We start from the raw sequence: 18,614 nt of genomic DNA, 5'->3' as shown, positions 1-18,614 counted from the left end.
CGATTTACTATAGTATCAACTCAACTCATACTTTAGTAATGGTTTTGATATTGTATACATAAACCAAAAAAGTAACCATCATGGTTACTTTTTGCTATATATCTAAAAATTCATTGTTTATTTCATTATTGTTTTTACATTTCAACTTCTCTTTTCCACATTTCTCACACTGGTAAATATAAACTACACCTAATGTACCTTTTTTAAAATCCTCATTATCCTGCATCTTAATAAAAACATATTTATGTTTACAATGCGATTCACCCAAATAATTTTTAAACCACTTTTTCAACACAACACATTCCACCTTTATGATAGAACCTTTATTTAGCTGCTTTATTACATACTTTTATTTAAATGTTCAATCTCATCTTGCAACTTTTTAAATTGCTCAAAATGCATGGTAATAGATTGGCTACTACCATAATCAACATTTTGTTTCACTAATATAACACCCGTATCATGAAAAAGCGCTTCAAGTTCTTTCCTAATAGACACTTTCGCAATATGAGCTGTTTTAATTGCAGATAAAATTGCAATTTCATTAAACTTTAATTTTATTTCATTTGGACAAAATGCGTCTTCAACTAATATAACTTCATTACTATAAATTAGTGCAACAAGATTACTTGATTTGGCATCTGTTAAATCAACTTTTTTCATAATATCTTTCATTACATTTTGCCTCCTTTATTTTCATATATATCGATTATACAAATTTTTTTAAAAAATTACTCAACTTTATTATATTAATTTTAACACACTTTTATTGAAATCCATGCTCCAAACGTTTTACTATTCCACAATTTTTATTATATGAACCATCTGGACTATAACTCCATATAGTAATGTTAACAACTTATTATAAAGCAGGTGAAAATTATGCCATCAGTTGTAGGAAATTTAGTTGTACAAAATAGTAATGGATCATTTAACTTAGGTGATTTCTACAACGTTTCTCCGAAAGAAAATACGAAAGCTTATAATGGTTCCGGCGCATCAAACGTTGGTTTTGTTGTTAATACTTTTAGCGGTGTTAGCGCGACCAATACATTTGATTCTGACCTTGCAGATCAAAACCAAGTGGGTACAGCCTAATCTTATGTTCAACTTTTTGTATAGAAAATTTTAATTTGTCTATACTATAATCAGGCTGTTTGACAGCTCTTATCGATTTTGGAGTACCCTATCTTTTTCTCCCTTTCCCTGGGGCTCAGCAGCTAGCACAAAGCTAGCTGCTTTTTCTTATATTATTTGTCTCATAAATCAGAAATAAAAAAAGCTGCCATTTAAATATTCAGCTTCTTTTACATTATTTCAATAATATCCATAGCGTTAAATACGTAAGTTTTATAAAAGGCGTCTGTACAAATTACAATTTGTTTTACCGGATTGATATGTACAACAGTCATGTAGCTTGTTAATATGTAACCATCTTCAAAATATGTTACCAATATTTCTTTCTCAGACAGTAATGACGTTAATAATTTATCAGAAATCCTCTCTTTTGCTTCATTTGTTAAAAGCGGTTTTTGTACTTTTAATTTCTCTCCAATAATCTTTCTCATATTTAAAAGTTGTTCGGACATTACTGTAAACGGAACCCACTCTCTTTCTTCTTTTTGTATCTTTACATCGTTCATTTTTTATCTCCTTGATCATTTATACATTTATTTATTCATGCTATCCCTTAGTTATTTTTAATACTTACTAAACTCGAATTTACTTCTAAACTATAATTAGGTTACCTCTCAAAAGAACATTCGTTCTTATTATACACGAACTTACGTTCCTTTGAGAAGAGCTATACTTATTATTTCTTAACAAAAAACATAATTTTATTTATCTCCATATTTTTTCCTTTATCAAATAAACTTTTCATTTCTTATATAAAATGCATATAAAAACTAAAAGGCGACTTCACACAAAGTGAAATCGCCTTTTTCTAAAAAATATTCAAAGCTTATTTTTCTATCCTAACTAATGTTCTTTCTGGAATACATAATTCATCTATATTAAAATGATTTATTTTTAAGTTCAATTCCCCTACTCGTTCCTTATCTTCATCACCAACCCAACAACTAAATAATTCGAAATAGTCTCCATCTTCCAAATAACTTTCCATAATCTTGCATAAAGTTAAAAGTTTTTCTTTCGCTTCTTTTTTTTCCTTTACATTTTGCCACTCGACAAGTTCAATTCCCCAATTAGTTGAAACCTCATATGTGTAATTTGTTTGGAATTGATAATCTTGTACAATTTCAAGCATACTTTCATCTGAAAAACACGGTCCAAAAACAATTACATCATTAGAATCTGGATCCGTTAACGGAATTTCTACATTACAGCCTATGTAACTTGCTAAACTCATTTTATACTCCTCCAATATTCGTATAAAAAATACTTCATAGTATATTTATTTACTCAAATATAAAATCCCTGCCTAAACGAAAAAGTTTTAAATTTTTATCGTTTATTAACCATCTATAACTGAAAACATATACTATGATGAACGAACTCACAAAGCATAAGAAAAGAGAGCATTTACAACACTCTCTTTTCTTACATACTCTATGGAACTTTACAAAACTGAATCAGTGATTTTTATTATTATATTTTATTACATATACTTAGGTTGTACTATTATATGTAACTCTCTCTCTGTATCCCCTTTTTTCGGATGACGAAAATAATTAAGTTCGTACTTTAACACTTTATACTCAACCATCCCAATTTTAATCCCTTTCGTTTCTTTTAATATAACTAATAAATCACTTATATTTTCATCATATGACTCAAAAATTTTCGCTCCGCCCTCTCCTTGAAAGATTACTTTCATATATTCTCCCCACCTTAATTTATTGATGTGGTAAATGATGCGTTTAAAACGATTCATTCTTTATCCTAAAATTTTCACAACAAAAAGAACATCCTTTCCAATCGAATGCTCAGCTTTTTACTAATTATCCATGTTAAATATTTATTCAAAAACATTATATGTATTATTTTTTAAATTATGTTCGATATTCATTATTAAAGAGTAAATATATGTAATAAACTTACATAATGAAAACCGTAGAATATCCACTTTCGTTGAAATAATTATAAACCATAATTTCCCATTGTAATTCTTAATATTTAAATGTAATATTGTATTGTCTTACTATCTATTTATAACTCACACACTAATTAGAAAAGGGAACTCTATATGAGTTCCCTTTTCTAATTATGATTACAGTCATTATTTCTTTTCTAGAAATTTAAATGTATCTTTAAATTCTTTATTATTCACTTTAATATCAGCATCTTTCAATAAATCATTGACTACTTGTTGTTTCCATTTACCTGTCGTATCTTGTAGTCTTTGTTGTTCTATATCTTTACGAATTTTATCCTTTACTTCATCAAATGGCTTCAATTCTTTTTTATCCGTCACTTTAATAATATGGTAACCGTAAGTTGTTTTAACCGGATCACTTACTTGGCCTGCATCTAATTTATACGCAGCTTCCTCAAATTCTTTCACTGTTTGCCCAGGAGCAAAACCAGATATTTCCCCGCCCTGTTCCTTTGAACCAGTATCCTCTGAATACTGTTTTGCTAAGGCAGCAAAATCTTCACCATTATTTACTTTCTCCTTTATTTCTTTAGCCGTTTTTTCATCTTTCACTAAAATGTGACTTACTTTCATTTCTGGTTTATAGTTATTTTTCACATCTTTATCTGTAACTGTTGCTTTAATCGCTTTCTCAAATGCAATTTCTGGCTTCATTTTTTCTTTTAATTCATCTTCGTTTTTCAATCCAAGTTGTTCTAAAGTCGATTTAAAGTTCTCACCCATTTTATCTTTTGCTTCTTCTACTTTCTTTTTTGCTTCCTCATCTGAAACTTTATATTTATCTAACAATGCCTTACTTAACATCATTTGATATAAAGTACTTTCTCCATATTGTTGTCGTAATTCTTTACTTAATTCTTTCTCTGTAACATTCCCTACTTTTGATGTTACTACGTTGTCTGAGGAACCACATGCAGATAATGCTAGCATCACGCATGAAATAATTGTTCCAATAAATATTTTTTTCTTTTTCAATTCAAATACCTCACTTTTATCATTATGCAAATTAACTATACACAGTCATTGTGAAAACAGTGTGTTTTCTACATGTAATTCATTTCATATGAGTAGACTATGTATCATGTATTTTCATTTTTAAACGTAAAGAGTCTTCTTACTATTATGTATAGTAAGAAGACTCTTTACATACTCCTTAAAAACAATACTGCCGCTATAGTTACTTAATAATTACATGTTTTTCAGGTATCCAACTATTCTGACCGATATCTACCGCATTTCCCACTCTACCCCACACTCGAAAAGATGTCGATCCATCTATATTCCCTTTATAATTCATACATTCAGGCTCTTCATAATAATTTACTCCGTAACCGACAGGATATTTCGAAGTTGCATAAAACCATTTCACATTAAAATGTTTTAAATATGCCCACTGCTTATCGTTCTCTAAACAAATCATATCTTGCTCACCGCCTCCCCAATAACCTGTTAAGATTAAATATGGAATTTTCTGAGTGAGTGCACCTGTAAATTGAGGGGTCATGGGAGTTTCATATAAATTTATTCCGTATCCATCAGGATATTTCGAAACTGCAATACCAATGCCATTCGGTTGCTGTGTATACACTATGTTAGATTGATTTGCTTTGTTGGAATCTATAAACCAAGAAAGTGACTTATTTCCTACTAATCGATTCAGATCACATTTCCCAATCCCAGGAACATTCCCTGAATCCGTATATTGCCACATATCGCATGGATATGCTGGCTTATTCCCTCCATAACGAGGGATCCATACAAAATCAGCTTCAATATTACATGCTCCAAATGATAAATACGTGTGATGCCCTACGTATAATCCTACTTTTTCCGCACCTAAACGGCGTAATTCATCAATAAATGCCTGTGTCCCGCCTTGCATATCTGCCATCGTTTGAACTTCTACGTCCGCCACCCAAAACTTAGCTGATTGATCACCACGATTCCAAAAATCTTGTGCCTCTTTCTTTGCATCAGCAATAGATATAAAACGGCAAAAAGCATAATTACCGAATGGGATACTATGCTTTTTCATTTCACTAACATAATTTTGATACATAAAATCCACCGTATTAGAGCCATCTTGAACTCTAGCAATCACTAAATCTAGCTGAGATGCTGCAATATCCCAATTAATAGTTCCATTCCATTTTGAAATATCTACAATATACCCCATACATTCCAGCTCCTTTTGAATGTCTTATTCATAGCTTGTTTTATTGTAAGCCTCCTCTCTCTAAAACTAGCTATCTATAATATAAATAAAAAGAATCTTTACTGTTTTCCAAAATATATTCTCTTTCAGAAATATTTCTATCAACTTTAACATGTATGCCACATAAAACATTCGAAATATACCCTACTATTCATTTATTATGTAATCTCGTCCTATCAATCATTTTTACAGATATTAAAAAAAATCTCCTGTATTATTAAATTATAACTTTCAGTATCGATTTCCTTTCAACTAAAAAATTTCATCCCTCATTTTCTATATATTCTTAAGTCAAAATTACTACCTCTACATGAAATTTGAGATTTAGAAAAATTTTAATTAATTGAAGTTTACTCCTATTAGATTGCAATTTTCCAACCTGAACACTATTGGTGCATAAAAAAGACATTTTCTATTACTGAAAATGTCTTTTTACAGTTTAATAAAACAACTTTGGTGCTAAATCTGTATTTTGTAATTGTGAGTTTTCACTGCTCATAACACAACTTGTGGAAAATAGAATTGGGATACCACAAACCTCATCATTCATTACATCACGAAACACATTGGCCGCAACACCTGTAAACGTTTGACATAAGTTAGAAATATCGTCATTGAAAAACTGAATGACTTCCGCAGCGAAAACCGGAAAAACAACATTCGGTCCGCCAGGGAACTGAGGCTGTACCACAACTTGTTCAAAATAAGGATTATTTTCTAGTGCTACTTGAAATAAATGAGCTATTTCAAATGCATCTAGTGGACAAGGAAATGGATTTACAATTTCATTCTCATTATTCGTTACAATAACTGTCACACTTACATTCCCAAATTGTACAAAAGATTTTAAAAGCGTTGCTAATGCTCTCGCTTTTTCGTTGCTTAACGCATGCACTAAAATAATATAATTACCACCAACAGGAATAAGCGGCCCAACTGTAACAGTTGGATCAGCACCTATTGAATTTTTTAATTCATTAAAATATGTGATCCACGGTGGCGAAAGCTGAGCTTGTACATTTTCTTCCACTATTTTATACTACCCCCTTATACCATTCTTACTAACATAATATGTAACAAACAAAAAAATGCATTAGTTATATTAACCATTTGCGTATTTATTGATTATATTAATTAAACATTTTATTTTCCATTCTCAATTTCCCCTTTACATCTTTAAGCACTTTTACTACTATAAAATTCTTTATTATAAGCAAATCCACTGAAATTTCATATTATACTAATACGACTCTATATCCATTAAATTATAATACTCAATATTAGGAGCTGATTTCATGGAAAAAAAACCTATCGTGTTCAAAATCCCACCAAATTCAAAGCTAAAAATTACATTTTTCGGTCCTTGTAACGAAGTAATTACAAATGTGTCTATAATTAATCAACTATGCACCCCTAAATGTCAAACTATCACGCAATACCCAGACTTTAAGAAATATGTAACGGAAGTACGATCGCTATCCCGTTGTTAGTCCGCATAATGCACGATTTTCACAACTTTATTACCTAAAATAACCGAGAAAGAAAATAACTGCATTCCTAGACTAAAATTACTCATGTTATGATATTCCATTGATAATTCATTGATTTTTTACACGTTTTTATGAAAAGAACATATATTATCGTATGGAGATTATCCACTCATAAAACCTATCTTTCTTTGGAGCGTACTTTTTATGTATGCTCTTTTTTTATGTAACCGTCCCCCTTCTAAATTGACCAACAATATATTAAAATTCTTTATATACTCAAGGAGGTCAAATATGTTCAAGTTGCATCCAATACTACTCATCTTAGGATTGATTTTGTTTTTATATAGTGTAATCGCCTTTATGCTATTCTTTTCAGTGTATTAGCATTCCCTACACAAATCTATGTTCAATATATAATTTCTATATGGTAAAGAAAAAACATAATGATACGATCTTTTATGTATTCCGTCTTTCTTGTTCTATAAGAAAACTAGTAAACTTACTAACAATGCGTTTTTACAAGCATGTTACTTATTATTCTGTTTATTATCTGAAGAAGGTTGAAGCCCCTACAAATTAAACTACGCTTTACCTATTTACTTATATATTTTAGAAAAACAATAATAATCCCCCACCATTTGGTAAGGGGATTAACTAAACCTACTAAAAAACATTTAATAATCAGTTTTATTTAGTTGGAGAAGGAAATCTTGCCGCTTCAAAGTGAACCGTATTTACACCATTAACATTTTGTACAATTACGCCAGCAATACTACTTTCTGCAAAAACTTCAACTAAATCTCCTGTTTCTAATTGAAGAATAGTAGTTACGGAAACATCATTATTAAAAAATACTCCTGTTCCAAAGAAATCATTATCTATCGCTATTGCCGGATTGCCATTTACACGAATTTCTACTCTAGCTCTGTAATTTACATTAAAATCATTTGGAGAAAATGTTATATTTCCTAATACACTATATACCCCTCTAGTTTTCGGAGTAAAAATCGACGTTACTGGATTATATTCATTCGCTAGATCAAATTGTTCATTTTGAAATAATACTTTAACAGGAGTATTTGCTAGAACAGGTTGATTAACTGTATTCACAGCTCTAAATGCCGATGCCCTTACAAGCTCCTCTTTCTTATCATCACAACACTTCACCTTTACATACTTCCTATCACATTTACTACTTTTCCTATAACAATCATGACTTTCCTTTTTGTAATCTTTACAATACTTACAGTAATAATAAGACATAGTGAGTCCCCCTTTACACTTATTTTTACATAGTATGCTATATAGATTAGAATAGCTTGGACGACCTGTTACTATTTTTAATAGATTAAAAAACCCTCACCATTTCGGTGAGGGTTTACCTTTAAGCTTCTGCAAACTCATTGTTTAATGACTTTATTTAATTGGAGAAGGAAATCTTGCTGCTTCAAAATGTGCACCATCTTCTAAAGGACTTAAAACTCCATCTATACTACTTTGTGCATAAATCTCAACTTCATCCCCTGCATTCAATTGAACAATCGTCGAAACACTTACGACATTTCCAAAACTTATTGGACCAAAAAAGTCATTATCTATAGCTATCGCTGCGTTTCCATTCACACGAATTTCTACACGCGCTCTATAATTTAAAGTTGGATCGTTTGGAAAGAAACCAATCGTTCCAATAATAGAATATACACCTTTAGTCTTCGGCATAAAAATAGATGTTGCTGGATTATACTCATTCGCTAAATCAAATTGTTCATTTTGAAATAACACTTTCACAAAAGTATTAGCAGGAACATTTTGATTCACAGTATTTCTAGCTCTAAATGCCGATGCTCTAACAAGATTGTCCTTGTTATCATGACACTTACTAGTGTTCTTACAACAATCATGATGCTTATTTTTATACTCCTTACAATACTTACAGTAGTAATAACAAGACATACTGATTCCCCTTTCAAACTTATTACTATATATTATGTAAGATTGATTTATAAGGTTTGGACTAGCTATTTTTATTATTCATAAGGGCGCTATTAACCTGCACCCTTATTTATATACACCACTTCATTCCTTACTAGTTATAAGTTGTATACAGTCCCATATGGAATAGTCAGAAAAGAACTTCCGTACGGTGTAACTTGATGTACTGGGTAAAAATACTCTACGGATGAATAATACGGTTGTACACCTTGCTGCTGCATTTGCAATTGTTGTTGCATTTGCAATGCTTGTTGAATAGCTTGGACTGTACTTTGTGCTCCACTATACGTTATAGATGTACCATACGCTGGTCGCATACCAGTTTCAGAATTAAAATATGAATAAAACATGATTTTCAACTCACTTCCGTATAAGTCATTACAAATTATATTATGATTCTTTATTTCAGTGGGTACTATAAAGCTAGTTCGCTCGCTTATATTCAAATGACAAAATAAAAAAGTAGCTGCTAGACTACTTTGACTCCATCTTATCACCAAATGAAATGATATACATATTCCCCTGTTACGCGCTCATTAATTCCCGCAACCCTAACGAACCTAAGTAAATCCGCTCCTTGAAGGAAATATACCGAAATCGTAACCGGTACTTGTGACCACATGAATTGATAAAGCTCATTCACTCTCTGATTCGTCGTAACGATTAAATCATTTACAGGTCCATGATTCCATGCAGAGGTTTGAACTGAAGTGAAAGAAAGGTCTTTCCCATTAACCACTATTCTTGATACGCTTTGAGTTATGTCCACAATAATCCCCTCCAACATTACAAAAATTGGACCTTTTTTAGTTCATATTATTATAAATATTCTTGACTGTAATAAATGTTTAAGGCAAATCCCTAATAAAGTGAAACTTTAATCAGCCCTCACCAATCGGGCTTTTACGGGCAGCCCGACTCCACCTAACTTCTTTGCTTCCGCTGAATTTTGAGGTTTGGATCTTACTGCCCGACAAATAGCGGGATAATTTTTTTTATCCATATCCCTTAATTCCCATTACAACCATATAATTTCTAACCTTATTCAATTTTTGTAATTAAAATAAAAAATAGCTAATTCACTACTTAAAAAGTAAAAAAAGCATCAGATTGACTAGTATGTAGATGGTTAAATGAATGTAAAATGTTTTTAAATTATCTACTCTTTTTTTAGTTTGGAAGTAACTCTCATCTCGTCCCATCTTTATACACCACTTTCTTAATCACACTGAACGCAATATTCAATTGATGAGTTTGTCATTTCGTTACCTCCAATTAACGCCTTTGTTCAATGTAGTAATTTTCTTGTATAATAAAAGTTAATTAATCTAGAAGGGACTGACTTATGCGCAGATATCAATATTTTTAATCTACCTATCATTACAACATAACGGAGGTAAAAGTATTGATTACAGAACTACACTCACAGAGATTATATTTAAGGAAAATGAAAGCATCTGATTCACTAAGTATGTTTAAAATATGGTCTGATCCTGATGTTACTAAATTCATGAATATAAGTAATTTCACTGATGAGAACCAGGCAAAAGATATGATTCAATTCCTTAACGAACTCGCTCAAAATAATAAAGCTATACGTTTTACTATTATTGAAAAAGAATCTAATCATATTATCGGTTCATGTGGCTATAATTCCTTAGATTTTGAAAACTCAAAGACTGAGATTGGCTATGATATTTCAAAAACATTTTGGGGTAAAGGATATGCACCTGAAGCAATATCCTCTTTATTAGATTATGCTTTTACACATCTAAAACTAAATCGTGTTGAAGCAAAAGTTGAACCTGCAAATGTAAATTCCATAAAAGTATTAGAAAAATTAAACTTTACTTTTGAAGGTACTCTGAGAAAGAGCGAAAAATCAGCTGGAAAGCTTATCGATTTAAATATCTATTCGAAATTAATAAGCGATTAATTTTAGTCCCTCTGCCCATACTCAATCAAAGTGTGGGCTTCTTTAATTTCTGTATAAAATTCAAAAGTTTGACACAATCCTGGAAAAAGCTTATAAAGAAAAGTGAGGTTCCATTATTTTCACACTTAGTAGCGCAGTCATGTTACATATAATTTTATAAGTGTGAACGAACTATAAAACTAAAAAACAAATAATAAGTTTGCAACATGTTTGCAAATACGAATTTTGCATATAAATTCGTGTGATATTGAAAGGAGTTTTACTTATGAAAGAAATTAAAACAGAACAAGAATTCAAAGACATCATCGCAAGCGAGGAGCCTGTAGTTGTTAAGTTCTTTACTACATGGTGCCCAGATTGCGTACGTATGGACAACTTTATCGGAGATGTAATGGAAGAGTTCAATAAATTTGAATGGTACTCTATCAATAAAGATGAGTTTCCAAGTATCGCTGAAGAGTATCAAGTAATGGGTATTCCAAGTTTACTTGTATACCAAAACGGTGAGAAGCTAGGCCACTTACATAGTGCTAATGCAAAAACAGAAGAGCAAGTTACTGAGTTTTTAGAAGCATACTAAAATGAAAGCCCTCTGGAAAATATTTTTCAGAGGGTTTTCATCTATTTTCACAATTATCTTTTGAAGTTTTTCATCGTTTAATGAATTACACCTTGTCATGATAAGAATAATACGTAGTAAGAAAAGTATTCGTTTCCTCATCCATCTACCCTCCTATCTCTTTAGTAAATAAACTCCAATTAGGTTCACACCTTGACTTTGTACTTTTCAACATATTTTTCCTTTACGAAACTTTGTTATCCCCTTCTTAAAAAGCTATAAAACGTCAACAATGTTTGTATAGACCCACACAACTTTCGTTTGATACTCTATTTATAGAAAGAAATTCCTTTAAAGAAAGGTGAGTGATTAAAATGGATACTCTTTCTCATAAAGAAGCTGATAAAGGTGCTATTGTCAGCATTATGGCCTACATATTTTTATCCTCTATGAAAATCATCATCAGTTATATTACCCTCTCTAGCGCATTACGCGCTGACGGTTTAAATAACTTAACGGATATCGGTGCTTCTTTAGCGATATTAATTGGTCTAAAAATATCTCGTAAACCTCGTGACCCAGATCATCCGTATGGGCATTCGCGTGCCGAACAAATCGCATCACTTGTTGCGTCCTTCATTATGGCAACAGTCGGATTAGAAGTTGTTATTAGTGCCATTCAATCTTTCTTAAATCCGAAACAAGCAGCGCCTAATGTACTCGCTGCATGGGTTGCTTTATTTTCTGCTGTCGTTATGTACTGCGTGTATTTGTATACGAAAAAAATTGCAGCACGAACAAAAAGTAAATCATTAGAAGCCGCTGCAAAGGATAATTTATCAGATGCACTCGTAAGTATTGGTACCGTAGTAGGTATTGTCGGTTCTCAGTTCCAAATGCCTATTTTAGACCCTATTGCCGCTTTAATTGTCGGTCTTATTATTTGTAAAACTGCATGGGAGATTTTCGTAGAATCTTCTCATATGCTAACAGATGGAATTGATCCTGATAAAATGGAAGAATACGCTGATGCTATTGAGCATATTGGCGGTGTGGAAAACATTGTAGATATTCGAGCACGTATGTATGGGAATCAAACGTACGTTGATATTACAATTGAAGTAGATGCTCGCATGGATGTTGGAGAAAGTCACTGTATTACCGACAACATCGAAGCTATGCTGCGCAAAAAATTTGGAATTTACCATGCACACATTCATGTTGAGCCAATGAAAAAAGAACCTATTATGACATAGGTTCTTTTTTTATGAACGTTTTATGGAATATAACACATAAAACGAGCCAGCTACCGCCAGCTGCCCATCCTGCTAATATGTCAGATGGATAGTGCACGCCAAGATATATTCGGCTAACTGAAATAGATAATACAACAAAGCTTGCTATAAGAATAATTAACAATTTTTTATGCAACGAAATACGCTCTTCAGTAATTGTGACGTATGCAATAAATCCTAAAAAAGCAGTAGCATTCATCGTATGACCGCTCGGAAAACTATATCCAGTTGCAGTAACAAGCTGCGTAACATCAGGTCTTGCTCGTTCGTACCATAGTTTAAGCATACTGTTTAAATAACGAGATCCGTAGTAATTAATTGTTAGAAGTAACGCACTAAGCAACTTTTTTCTAACGAGAAAATACATTACAAGAATAATGAGTAATGGAAAATATATTCTTTTGGAACCGATAAAAGACACCCAAGTAAAATAGGTCGTCAAATAATCGTTTCGAAAGCTTTGAATAAAATGTGCGACTATATTGTCAAAGTTCTCAATACAAGCGGTATGATACGAAAGTGATAATACGACAAAACAAATGAGTAACGTAAAACTTAGCAAGTATAAATGTCGATATCGTTTCACATACATAACCTCACTATGCAAAAAAATGGAGCGGTTGTTTTAGTTTTCCTCTCCATTTCTTTTTTATGCATAGTTTATTAAAAAATATAATTATTAATTTTTTGCTTCATCTCAGGGATATCTTCTCTTGTTACGGTAAAACGAATCACCTTCTCATCAAGATCAAGCGCCTCAGCGAATAATCCAGCTAAACCACGGGATTTTCTATCTACTTCCATAATAATTTCTAGTCGGTCGTATGCACGTGGCAAGATTAATAATTCTAATTCATCTAATTTCCCATAATGCTCTCCAGAAACCGGAATAAACTCAAATTCTTGTGCGAATGGAACTTGCTTACGTAATCGATGCGGTAATTCTTCACATTCTATATGACGTGCTTTAAACCCTAATTCATTTACACTATCTAAAACACTACTTAATAATGCATTGGGTAACACTTGAACGTAGTCGCGGTCACTTGGGTCTATACTATGTTTAATATCAAGACCTGTATGAATCCAAACCGTTTTCATACCAAGTGTAAGTGGTGCTTCAATTGGCATTGGAAAAGAAAATGGAATTTCAACTTTTTCATTCGGTTCTACAGAAAAAGGTTCTGTTAAGCGTACTCGCTCTAAATCATATGTTGCTGTTACTTTTTTATCATCCACTTCTCGTACATACGACGTCGATAATGTTAAGTAAATGCTTTCAATTTGTTGGCTAACTGAACCTCCAGTTATATGAACCTTTCCAACTATTTCTTCCCCAACAATATACTCATCTTTTTCAAGAACAGTATCTACCTTTGCACTTCCAATACCAACGCTTGCTAAAAACTTTTGAAACATGGAGTCTCCATCCTTTCTAAAGCAGAAGCTACATCTTGTTTTAAATCTTGTACATTCTCATAGTACGGCGTTTTTATTTGTAACATTCGCATAAGCATTTCACGATTATAATGTTCCAAAGTTAATTCTTCGTACCATGGTTTTTCCTGTTTTTCATTAGATTCATATCCTGCATATAATAAAAATAATGAGAAATGACCGAGCGCATAAAAGTCGCTACGAAAGTGAACTTCTCGCATCAAAGCTTGTTCACCTTCGTAAGTTGTAGCTCGCTCATCATCTTCACCTTTCCATTTAGCCAATCCAAAATCGATAATACTAATTTGATTTTCTTTCATTAGTATGTTTGGAATGCGTAAATCTCGATGAATAATGCCTTCACTATGAAACACCGATACAATTTCTAATATTTCATATAAAATCTCAAAAACTTCGCGTTCTGTATATACATACCCATCTATGAAAATATAATCTTCAAAATTTTTACCAGGCATGTACTCCATCACAAAGAAGCTCTTTTTCTCCCATAGGAAATGATCATATAGACTAGGAATTGCATGATGATTTAATGTTTGTAAAATCATTTTCTCTTGTTCAAATGATTTTCTACCAGACTCATATCTTTGTTTACTTTGTCTTAATTGTTTTAAGACTTTATATCTATTTATTTGTAAATCATTAACGACATATGTAACCCCATAACTGCCCATTCCAATTACTGATTCAATTTTATAACGCTCTGCAACAATTGTATTTTTTCGCAGTGGTCTATCAAATAATGCTAGTACACGACGCCATTTCATCAGCTACTTGAAAAGAAGCTACGGCTTTTACGTTTTCTTTTATAATGTTGATGTCCATAACCAGATGAACGTCGTTTATAATCGCTACTTGAATACGAGCGCCCTCTACGACGATAATCACTACTTGAATACGAACGATATTTTTTCTTTCCTAATAAAGAATCAATAATTTTTTTGAACATTCCTTCACCTCTTGAGTAAAATTTCCTTTTCATTATACCAATAATTATTGACTATATTTGTGACAGGTTTGTAAAGAGTAAAAAACGACGAGTTATGCCCGTCGTTACTTTCATTCATCCTCTTCATCAAAAACTTCATCAATCATGCATTTCTCTAATAAATACTCAAATGTAATATCTGCGAGATCTTCAATTTCTTCTCGTTTTGGGACGTACCCTCTTTCAATTAGTTGCTCATAAAAAAACTCCGCAATCTCTTCCGTATCAATCACGACTTCAATTTCCTTCATGAGCATCACTCCTTTATTTCTGTTTTATGAAAAAATCTCAAAATTATGTATATGAGATTAGAAAAATAGATTTTATTTTTTTATAGGTCATAAGCTTTGGACGAGATGCATACGATTGTAGTACAAGCTATTCAAAGGGGGAAATAATAATGGAAAATCAATATGAAGTAGGACAAACAAAAGAAGAGTTCATGCATGAAGATCAATGGGCAGACTCTCTTATAAAGTGGCTTTTTATTTTTTTAATAGTTGTAGGCATACCTTATACTGCATATGTTGTTGTTCAATTTATTCTCTCTTTCTAGTTAACTATTTTTTCTCTGTCAATTTAACTAAATAATTATGAACAACATCCATTACAATTTTATATTCTTCATCTTTAAATGTATCGAACAATAATTGATAATCGTTATAAATATCAAGTAATCCATCAATGATTTCTTGACGATTCGTCTTAACACTCACTTTTTTCGAGTTGTTAATTGACTTTAACTTTCCTAAATCTAATTTATTCATACCTGCTTTATCTTGTTTCATTTTCTTCAAAATTGCATTTGCCGTTTGAGCATTGGCGAGTAACGTTAAATCTGATTCATCCGCTTCTAACCATTCACCATCCGTAATCCGTGACAATTCATAAATTGTATCTTCCCATGCGTCATTCTTATATCTCCATACTTCTGTACGAAAACCAACAATACGGAAAACATCTTTATCATATCCAGTTACTTGCACAAGATCACCAAACGTGAAATTATAATTTAATTCAATCCACTCCGTATCGCCCTTTTTCATATCTTGCTCTGTAACGTGCTGCAATGTTTGCTCTACGTAAAATCCATCATGATTATTGACTTCGTATACATAAACTCCATCTAAAACCTTCATATTTGTGATTTTCCCAACGGTTCCATATAGCGTAATCACGACTATGTCCCCTACGTTGTATTTAGGTTGTTTTTTTCTTGCCATCTCTATCTCTCCTTTTTTTGACGTCGTGATTTTGATATCAGTATATGCAACCTACATAAAAACGCTTATCACAGAAGCTTATATTCATAAATTTTTTCAATAAAAAATATAATCTTATAAAATTTACATTACACTCAAACAAAAGCTAGTAACTAGACTAGCTTTAAATCAACAAATTTCATAACAAAAAAACATACAGAATACTTCACTTTAAATAAAGTAATGTATTCTGTATGTTTTCAAATAGTTTTTATCTATCTTGTATATATAAATCCCAGGCTTCATCAAATATAGACATACTTTCTAGCATTCCGCTCAACTCTAAGTATGAACTAATTTCATCATAGTCTTCAGATTGCTTCGGAAAACTTAAATCATCATACATCGCCTCTGCTAAATCTGAAATTTCATTTCTAAATAAAGCTGCACGATGCTTCATCATATAATGGTAAAATGTCTTTTTCAAAAATATTCCCTACCTTTCTAACTTGGGTACATTATACAAGGCAAAAAAGAAAAAAACCAGCATAAAAGCTGGTTAAAAGTCGAAATAATTTCTTTTTAATAGACGCGGTCTTCCCATTAATTCTTCATATGTTAGTTGTTTTGGTAAATCTTTCGTGTAAATTAAGAATAATTGATCTTCAATTTCTTTTACTGTATGGTCTGATTGATAGTCCATCCCGCACGAGGAACAAGAAATACATGGTGTCTCTTGGATTTCAATGGCTTTCGTACCATCTGGTAATTCCCAATATACAGTATTCAAGCTTTCTTTCGCTTCTGTACTGTCACACCACATACAATTCATACTGCATCACCCTCAGTTTTTTTGTCGTTTTCTTCTAACTTAGCCATTTGTGCTTGATATTTTTTATCTTTTAATTGATCGCGCTTATCACGTTTATCTTTTAAAGATGCATGAGTATCATTATCTTCGTAGTCTTTACGACGGTTCATACGCTGTAAGTCGTCTGGAACGAGGTTAAATTTCTTATCGCTCATAAGACCTGCGATACCAACATCTGAACGTTTTTCTTCGTAGTTCGGATAAATCTCTTTAAAGTATCCTTCCGCTCTTCCTGGAATATAGCTCTCTGGCTCTGGATACGTCGTAATAACACCTTCAAAGTTACGAAGTACAACTTTATCTGCACTTTGTGAGATTAAATAGTTTGGTTGAAGTGCAATTTTACCGCCTCCGCCTGGCGCATCAACAACGAATGTCGGAACAGCATAACCAGATGTGTGTCCACGTAAACCTTCAATAATTTCAAGACCTTTAGATACTGGTGCACGGAAGTGACCGATACCTTCAGATAAGTCACATTGATAAATGTAGTATGGACGTACACGGATTTTTACTAAGTCATGCATAAGTTTTTTCATAATTGGAACGCTGTCGTTAATACCAGCTAAAATTACTGCTTGGTTTCCGACTGGAACACCAGCATTCGCTAACATTTCACATGCCTTTTTCGATTCTTCAGTAATTTCAATAGATGTATTGAAATGTGTATTTAACCATACTGGATGGTATTTTTTAATAATGTTACATAAGTTTTCTGTAATACGTTGTGGGAATACTACTGGTGCTCTCGTTCCGATACGAATAATCTCAACATGCGGAATCTCTCGTAAATTTTTTAATACATATTCTAAAATTTTATCGTTAATTAGAAGTCCGTCACCACCGGAGATTAATACATCTCGTACTTGTGGCGTTTCACGAATATAAGCAATTGCATCATCTAATTGTTTCTTCGGTACACCCATTCCAATTTGTCCACTAAAACGACGACGTGTACAGTAACGACAATACATAGAACATTGATTTGTTACTAAGAATAGTACACGGTCCGGATAACGATGTGTTAGCCCTGGAACTGGTGAATCTTCGTCTTCGTGAAGTGGGTCTTCTAAATCATATTTTGTTTTATATAACTCTTCCGAAATCGGTACTGATTGCATCCGAATCGGACAGCGTGGATCATCAGGATTCATTAGCCAAGCATAGTACGGTGTAATGTTTAACGGGATCGTTTTCGTTGAAATTTTAACGCCCTCTTCTTCTTCAGGTGTTAAGTTAATTACTTTTCTTAAGTCATCTAACGTTTTGATCGTATTCGTTAATTGCCAAACCCAATCATTCCATTGCTCTTCAGTAACATCTTTCCATAATTCGATATCCTTCCAGTGACGATTTGGTTTGTATACATCATGTAACATTGCTATTCCCCCTTTTTATACGCTCATCCTTTATATAAGCAATAGTTATGCCAACTTTACATTGTTGATAAGTAAATGTGCGGAGAACCCTATTACATAAGCGAAAAAATATTT

At 32.3% G+C, this 18,614-nt stretch carries 27 protein-coding genes and 1 pseudogene; 6 read left to right on the top strand and 22 right to left on the bottom strand.

The genetic code is table 11. The features are described from left to right. Window positions 1-94 precede the first annotated feature (94 nt). Complete coding sequence (locus ACTFRM_RS26005; protein ID WP_000915148.1) at window positions 95-295, bottom strand: hypothetical protein; 201 nt, start codon at window positions 293-295, stop codon at window positions 95-97. A gap of 44 nt (window positions 296-339) precedes the next feature. Next, on the bottom strand, window positions 340-675 hold the full coding sequence (locus ACTFRM_RS26000; protein ID WP_000651907.1) for a hypothetical protein: 336 nt from the start codon (window positions 673-675) through the stop codon (window positions 340-342). A 207-nt stretch (window positions 676-882) separates the two neighbouring features. Between ACTFRM_RS26000 and gerPF the strand changes: the two genes are divergently transcribed. Further along, entirely contained in the window at window positions 883-1,098 is a 216-nt protein-coding gene (gene gerPF, locus ACTFRM_RS25995) for a spore germination protein GerPF (RefSeq protein ID WP_001141569.1), read from the top strand. 209 nt (window positions 1,099-1,307) lie between these two features. Here the strand turns inward: gerPF and ACTFRM_RS25990 are convergent, their stop codons facing one another. From ACTFRM_RS25990 to ACTFRM_RS25965, 6 genes are all read right to left on the bottom strand, one after another. After that, window positions 1,308-1,643, bottom strand: a complete 336-nt coding sequence (locus ACTFRM_RS25990; protein ID WP_002024004.1) for a YolD-like family protein — start codon at window positions 1,641-1,643, stop codon at window positions 1,308-1,310. A 320-nt stretch (window positions 1,644-1,963) separates the two neighbouring features. Beyond that, window positions 1,964-2,371, bottom strand: coding sequence for a hypothetical protein (locus ACTFRM_RS25985; protein ID WP_000050503.1), 408 nt, complete (start codon window positions 2,369-2,371; stop codon window positions 1,964-1,966). A gap of 249 nt (window positions 2,372-2,620) precedes the next feature. Next, entirely contained in the window at window positions 2,621-2,839 is a 219-nt protein-coding gene (locus tag ACTFRM_RS25980; protein ID WP_000864276.1) for a hypothetical protein, read from the bottom strand. Window positions 2,840-3,241: 402 nt separating this feature from the next. After that, entirely contained in the window at window positions 3,242-4,093 is an 852-nt protein-coding gene (locus ACTFRM_RS25975) for a peptidylprolyl isomerase PrsA (RefSeq protein ID WP_000727348.1), read from the bottom strand. 202 nt (window positions 4,094-4,295) lie between these two features. After that, window positions 4,296-5,294, bottom strand: coding sequence for a glycoside hydrolase family 25 protein (locus tag ACTFRM_RS25970; RefSeq protein WP_000540655.1), 999 nt, complete (start codon window positions 5,292-5,294; stop codon window positions 4,296-4,298). A gap of 478 nt (window positions 5,295-5,772) precedes the next feature. After that, window positions 5,773-6,363: a hypothetical protein gene (locus ACTFRM_RS25965; RefSeq protein ID WP_000392281.1), complete on the bottom strand. Its 591-nt coding sequence runs from the start codon at window positions 6,361-6,363 to the stop codon at window positions 5,773-5,775. A gap of 265 nt (window positions 6,364-6,628) precedes the next feature. Between ACTFRM_RS25965 and ACTFRM_RS25960 the strand changes: the two genes are divergently transcribed. Further along, window positions 6,629-6,823 (top strand): hypothetical protein, encoded by a 195-nt coding sequence (locus ACTFRM_RS25960; protein WP_000412555.1) that lies wholly within the window; start codon window positions 6,629-6,631, stop codon window positions 6,821-6,823. A gap of 687 nt (window positions 6,824-7,510) precedes the next feature. Here the strand turns inward: ACTFRM_RS25960 and ACTFRM_RS25955 are convergent. From ACTFRM_RS25955 to ACTFRM_RS25935, 5 genes and pseudogenes are all read right to left on the bottom strand, one after another. Next, on the bottom strand, window positions 7,511-8,086 hold the full coding sequence (locus ACTFRM_RS25955) for a hypothetical protein (RefSeq protein ID WP_000122946.1): 576 nt from the start codon (window positions 8,084-8,086) through the stop codon (window positions 7,511-7,513). Window positions 8,087-8,239: 153 nt separating this feature from the next. Next, window positions 8,240-8,776: a C1q-like domain-containing protein gene (locus ACTFRM_RS25950; RefSeq protein ID WP_002182716.1), complete on the bottom strand. Its 537-nt coding sequence runs from the start codon at window positions 8,774-8,776 to the stop codon at window positions 8,240-8,242. A gap of 137 nt (window positions 8,777-8,913) precedes the next feature. Continuing rightward, the gene (locus ACTFRM_RS25945) at window positions 8,914-9,165 is read right to left on the bottom strand and encodes a DUF3947 family protein (protein ID WP_000500098.1); all 252 of its coding nucleotides are present in this window, start codon (window positions 9,163-9,165) and stop codon (window positions 8,914-8,916) included. A 143-nt stretch (window positions 9,166-9,308) separates the two neighbouring features. Next, the gene (locus tag ACTFRM_RS25940) at window positions 9,309-9,584 is read right to left on the bottom strand and encodes a hypothetical protein (RefSeq protein ID WP_000355695.1); all 276 of its coding nucleotides are present in this window, start codon (window positions 9,582-9,584) and stop codon (window positions 9,309-9,311) included. A 322-nt stretch (window positions 9,585-9,906) separates the two neighbouring features. Then, window positions 9,907-10,017: pseudogene (locus tag ACTFRM_RS25935) on the bottom strand (2TM domain-containing protein); the annotation flags it as partial. Between the two features lie 203 nt (window positions 10,018-10,220). On the opposite strand from ACTFRM_RS25935, the gene ACTFRM_RS25930 reads away from it, so the two are divergent. The 3 genes from ACTFRM_RS25930 to ACTFRM_RS25920 all read left to right on the top strand — a co-directional run bounded on the left by ACTFRM_RS25930 (window position 10,221) and on the right by ACTFRM_RS25920 (window position 12,566). Then, window positions 10,221-10,751 carry a GNAT family N-acetyltransferase gene (locus ACTFRM_RS25930; protein ID WP_000627261.1) on the top strand — a complete coding sequence of 177 codons (531 nt, stop codon included), beginning with the start codon at window positions 10,221-10,223 and terminating at the stop codon, window positions 10,749-10,751. A gap of 265 nt (window positions 10,752-11,016) precedes the next feature. Beyond that, a complete protein-coding gene (locus tag ACTFRM_RS25925; RefSeq protein ID WP_000658787.1) occupies window positions 11,017-11,331 on the top strand; it encodes a thioredoxin family protein in 315 nt (104 codons plus the stop codon). A 353-nt stretch (window positions 11,332-11,684) separates the two neighbouring features. Further along, window positions 11,685-12,566, top strand: coding sequence for a cation diffusion facilitator family transporter (locus tag ACTFRM_RS25920; protein ID WP_000380385.1), 882 nt, complete (start codon window positions 11,685-11,687; stop codon window positions 12,564-12,566). On the opposite strand, the gene ACTFRM_RS25915 is transcribed toward ACTFRM_RS25920, so the two are convergent. The 5 genes from ACTFRM_RS25915 to ACTFRM_RS25895 form a co-directional block, all read right to left on the bottom strand. Further along, complete coding sequence (locus tag ACTFRM_RS25915) at window positions 12,556-13,191, bottom strand: phosphatase PAP2 family protein (protein WP_000833370.1); 636 nt, start codon at window positions 13,189-13,191, stop codon at window positions 12,556-12,558. The genes ACTFRM_RS25920 and ACTFRM_RS25915 overlap by 11 nt on opposite strands. Before the next feature lie 77 nt (window positions 13,192-13,268). After that, window positions 13,269-14,024 carry a sporulation protein gene (locus tag ACTFRM_RS25910; protein ID WP_000486622.1) on the bottom strand — a complete coding sequence of 252 codons (756 nt, stop codon included), beginning with the start codon at window positions 14,022-14,024 and terminating at the stop codon, window positions 13,269-13,271. After that, window positions 14,006-14,827, bottom strand: coding sequence for a serine/threonine protein kinase (locus tag ACTFRM_RS25905; RefSeq protein WP_000872063.1), 822 nt, complete (start codon window positions 14,825-14,827; stop codon window positions 14,006-14,008). The genes ACTFRM_RS25910 and ACTFRM_RS25905 overlap by 19 nt, the downstream gene beginning before the upstream one ends. After that, window positions 14,827-15,009, bottom strand: coding sequence for a hypothetical protein (locus tag ACTFRM_RS25900; protein WP_000473371.1), 183 nt, complete (start codon window positions 15,007-15,009; stop codon window positions 14,827-14,829). The genes ACTFRM_RS25905 and ACTFRM_RS25900 overlap by 1 nt, the downstream gene beginning before the upstream one ends. A gap of 110 nt (window positions 15,010-15,119) precedes the next feature. Continuing rightward, window positions 15,120-15,299 (bottom strand): YozD family protein, encoded by a 180-nt coding sequence (locus ACTFRM_RS25895; RefSeq protein WP_000658451.1) that lies wholly within the window; start codon window positions 15,297-15,299, stop codon window positions 15,120-15,122. Between the two features lie 149 nt (window positions 15,300-15,448). On the opposite strand from ACTFRM_RS25895, the gene ACTFRM_RS25890 reads away from it, so the two are divergent. Then, on the top strand, window positions 15,449-15,604 hold the full coding sequence (locus tag ACTFRM_RS25890) for a DUF3930 family protein (RefSeq protein ID WP_000431486.1): 156 nt from the start codon (window positions 15,449-15,451) through the stop codon (window positions 15,602-15,604). 4 nt (window positions 15,605-15,608) lie between these two features. Here the strand turns inward: ACTFRM_RS25890 and ACTFRM_RS25885 are convergent, their stop codons facing one another. The 4 genes from ACTFRM_RS25885 to ablA form a co-directional block, all read right to left on the bottom strand. Next, the gene (locus tag ACTFRM_RS25885; RefSeq protein ID WP_000101499.1) at window positions 15,609-16,271 is read right to left on the bottom strand and encodes a hypothetical protein; all 663 of its coding nucleotides are present in this window, start codon (window positions 16,269-16,271) and stop codon (window positions 15,609-15,611) included. A gap of 250 nt (window positions 16,272-16,521) precedes the next feature. Further along, window positions 16,522-16,737 (bottom strand): YozE family protein, encoded by a 216-nt coding sequence (locus tag ACTFRM_RS25880; protein WP_000750717.1) that lies wholly within the window; start codon window positions 16,735-16,737, stop codon window positions 16,522-16,524. 72 nt (window positions 16,738-16,809) lie between these two features. Then, window positions 16,810-17,082 (bottom strand): YokU family protein, encoded by a 273-nt coding sequence (locus ACTFRM_RS25875; RefSeq protein WP_000995763.1) that lies wholly within the window; start codon window positions 17,080-17,082, stop codon window positions 16,810-16,812. Beyond that, window positions 17,079-18,500: a lysine 2,3-aminomutase gene (gene ablA, locus ACTFRM_RS25870; RefSeq protein ID WP_000902142.1), complete on the bottom strand. Its 1,422-nt coding sequence runs from the start codon at window positions 18,498-18,500 to the stop codon at window positions 17,079-17,081. Before ablA ends, ACTFRM_RS25875 begins: the two co-directional genes overlap by 4 nt. Between the last annotated feature and the right edge of the window lie 114 nt (window positions 18,501-18,614).

Origin of the sequence: Bacillus cereus group sp. MYBK227-1 (genome assembly GCF_051916325.1) — a bacterium.
GTDB lineage: Bacteria > Bacillota > Bacilli > Bacillales > Bacillaceae_G > Bacillus_A > Bacillus_A cereus.
Note: the sequence above shows the minus strand (reverse complement) of the source record. Positions and strands in the feature narration are given on the sequence as shown.

Excerpts from the sequence above, each read along its gene's own strand:
- ACTFRM_RS25985 (WP_000050503.1), bottom strand. The coding sequence starts at position 2,371 with ATGAGTTTAGCAAGTTACATAGGCTGTAATGTAGAAATTCCGTTAACG.
- ACTFRM_RS25955 (WP_000122946.1), bottom strand. The coding sequence starts at position 8,086 with ATGTCTTATTATTACTGTAAGTATTGTAAAGATTACAAAAAGGAAAGT.
- ACTFRM_RS25875 (WP_000995763.1), bottom strand. The coding sequence starts at position 17,082 with ATGAATTGTATGTGGTGTGACAGTACAGAAGCGAAAGAAAGCTTGAAT.
- ACTFRM_RS25905 (WP_000872063.1), bottom strand. The coding sequence starts at position 14,827 with ATGAAATGGCGTCGTGTACTAGCATTATTTGATAGACCACTGCGAAAA.
- ACTFRM_RS25895 (WP_000658451.1), bottom strand. The coding sequence starts at position 15,299 with ATGAAGGAAATTGAAGTCGTGATTGATACGGAAGAGATTGCGGAGTTT.
- ACTFRM_RS25980 (WP_000864276.1), bottom strand. The coding sequence starts at position 2,839 with ATGAAAGTAATCTTTCAAGGAGAGGGCGGAGCGAAAATTTTTGAGTCA.
- ACTFRM_RS25925 (WP_000658787.1), top strand. The coding sequence starts at position 11,017 with ATGAAAGAAATTAAAACAGAACAAGAATTCAAAGACATCATCGCAAGC.
- ACTFRM_RS25900 (WP_000473371.1), bottom strand. The coding sequence starts at position 15,009 with ATGTTCAAAAAAATTATTGATTCTTTATTAGGAAAGAAAAAATATCGT.
- gerPF (WP_001141569.1), top strand. The coding sequence starts at position 883 with ATGCCATCAGTTGTAGGAAATTTAGTTGTACAAAATAGTAATGGATCA.
- ACTFRM_RS25890 (WP_000431486.1), top strand. The coding sequence starts at position 15,449 with ATGGAAAATCAATATGAAGTAGGACAAACAAAAGAAGAGTTCATGCAT.
- ACTFRM_RS25970 (WP_000540655.1), bottom strand. The coding sequence starts at position 5,294 with ATGGGGTATATTGTAGATATTTCAAAATGGAATGGAACTATTAATTGG.
- ACTFRM_RS26000 (WP_000651907.1), bottom strand. The coding sequence starts at position 675 with ATGAAAGATATTATGAAAAAAGTTGATTTAACAGATGCCAAATCAAGT.
- ACTFRM_RS25990 (WP_002024004.1), bottom strand. The coding sequence starts at position 1,643 with ATGAACGATGTAAAGATACAAAAAGAAGAAAGAGAGTGGGTTCCGTTT.
- ACTFRM_RS25910 (WP_000486622.1), bottom strand. The coding sequence starts at position 14,024 with ATGTTTCAAAAGTTTTTAGCAAGCGTTGGTATTGGAAGTGCAAAGGTA.
- ACTFRM_RS25950 (WP_002182716.1), bottom strand. The coding sequence starts at position 8,776 with ATGTCTTGTTATTACTACTGTAAGTATTGTAAGGAGTATAAAAATAAG.
- ACTFRM_RS25920 (WP_000380385.1), top strand. The coding sequence starts at position 11,685 with ATGGATACTCTTTCTCATAAAGAAGCTGATAAAGGTGCTATTGTCAGC.
- ACTFRM_RS25885 (WP_000101499.1), bottom strand. The coding sequence starts at position 16,271 with ATGGCAAGAAAAAAACAACCTAAATACAACGTAGGGGACATAGTCGTG.
- ACTFRM_RS25960 (WP_000412555.1), top strand. The coding sequence starts at position 6,629 with ATGGAAAAAAAACCTATCGTGTTCAAAATCCCACCAAATTCAAAGCTA.
- ablA (WP_000902142.1), bottom strand. The coding sequence starts at position 18,500 with ATGTTACATGATGTATACAAACCAAATCGTCACTGGAAGGATATCGAA.
- ACTFRM_RS25945 (WP_000500098.1), bottom strand. The coding sequence starts at position 9,165 with ATGTTTTATTCATATTTTAATTCTGAAACTGGTATGCGACCAGCGTAT.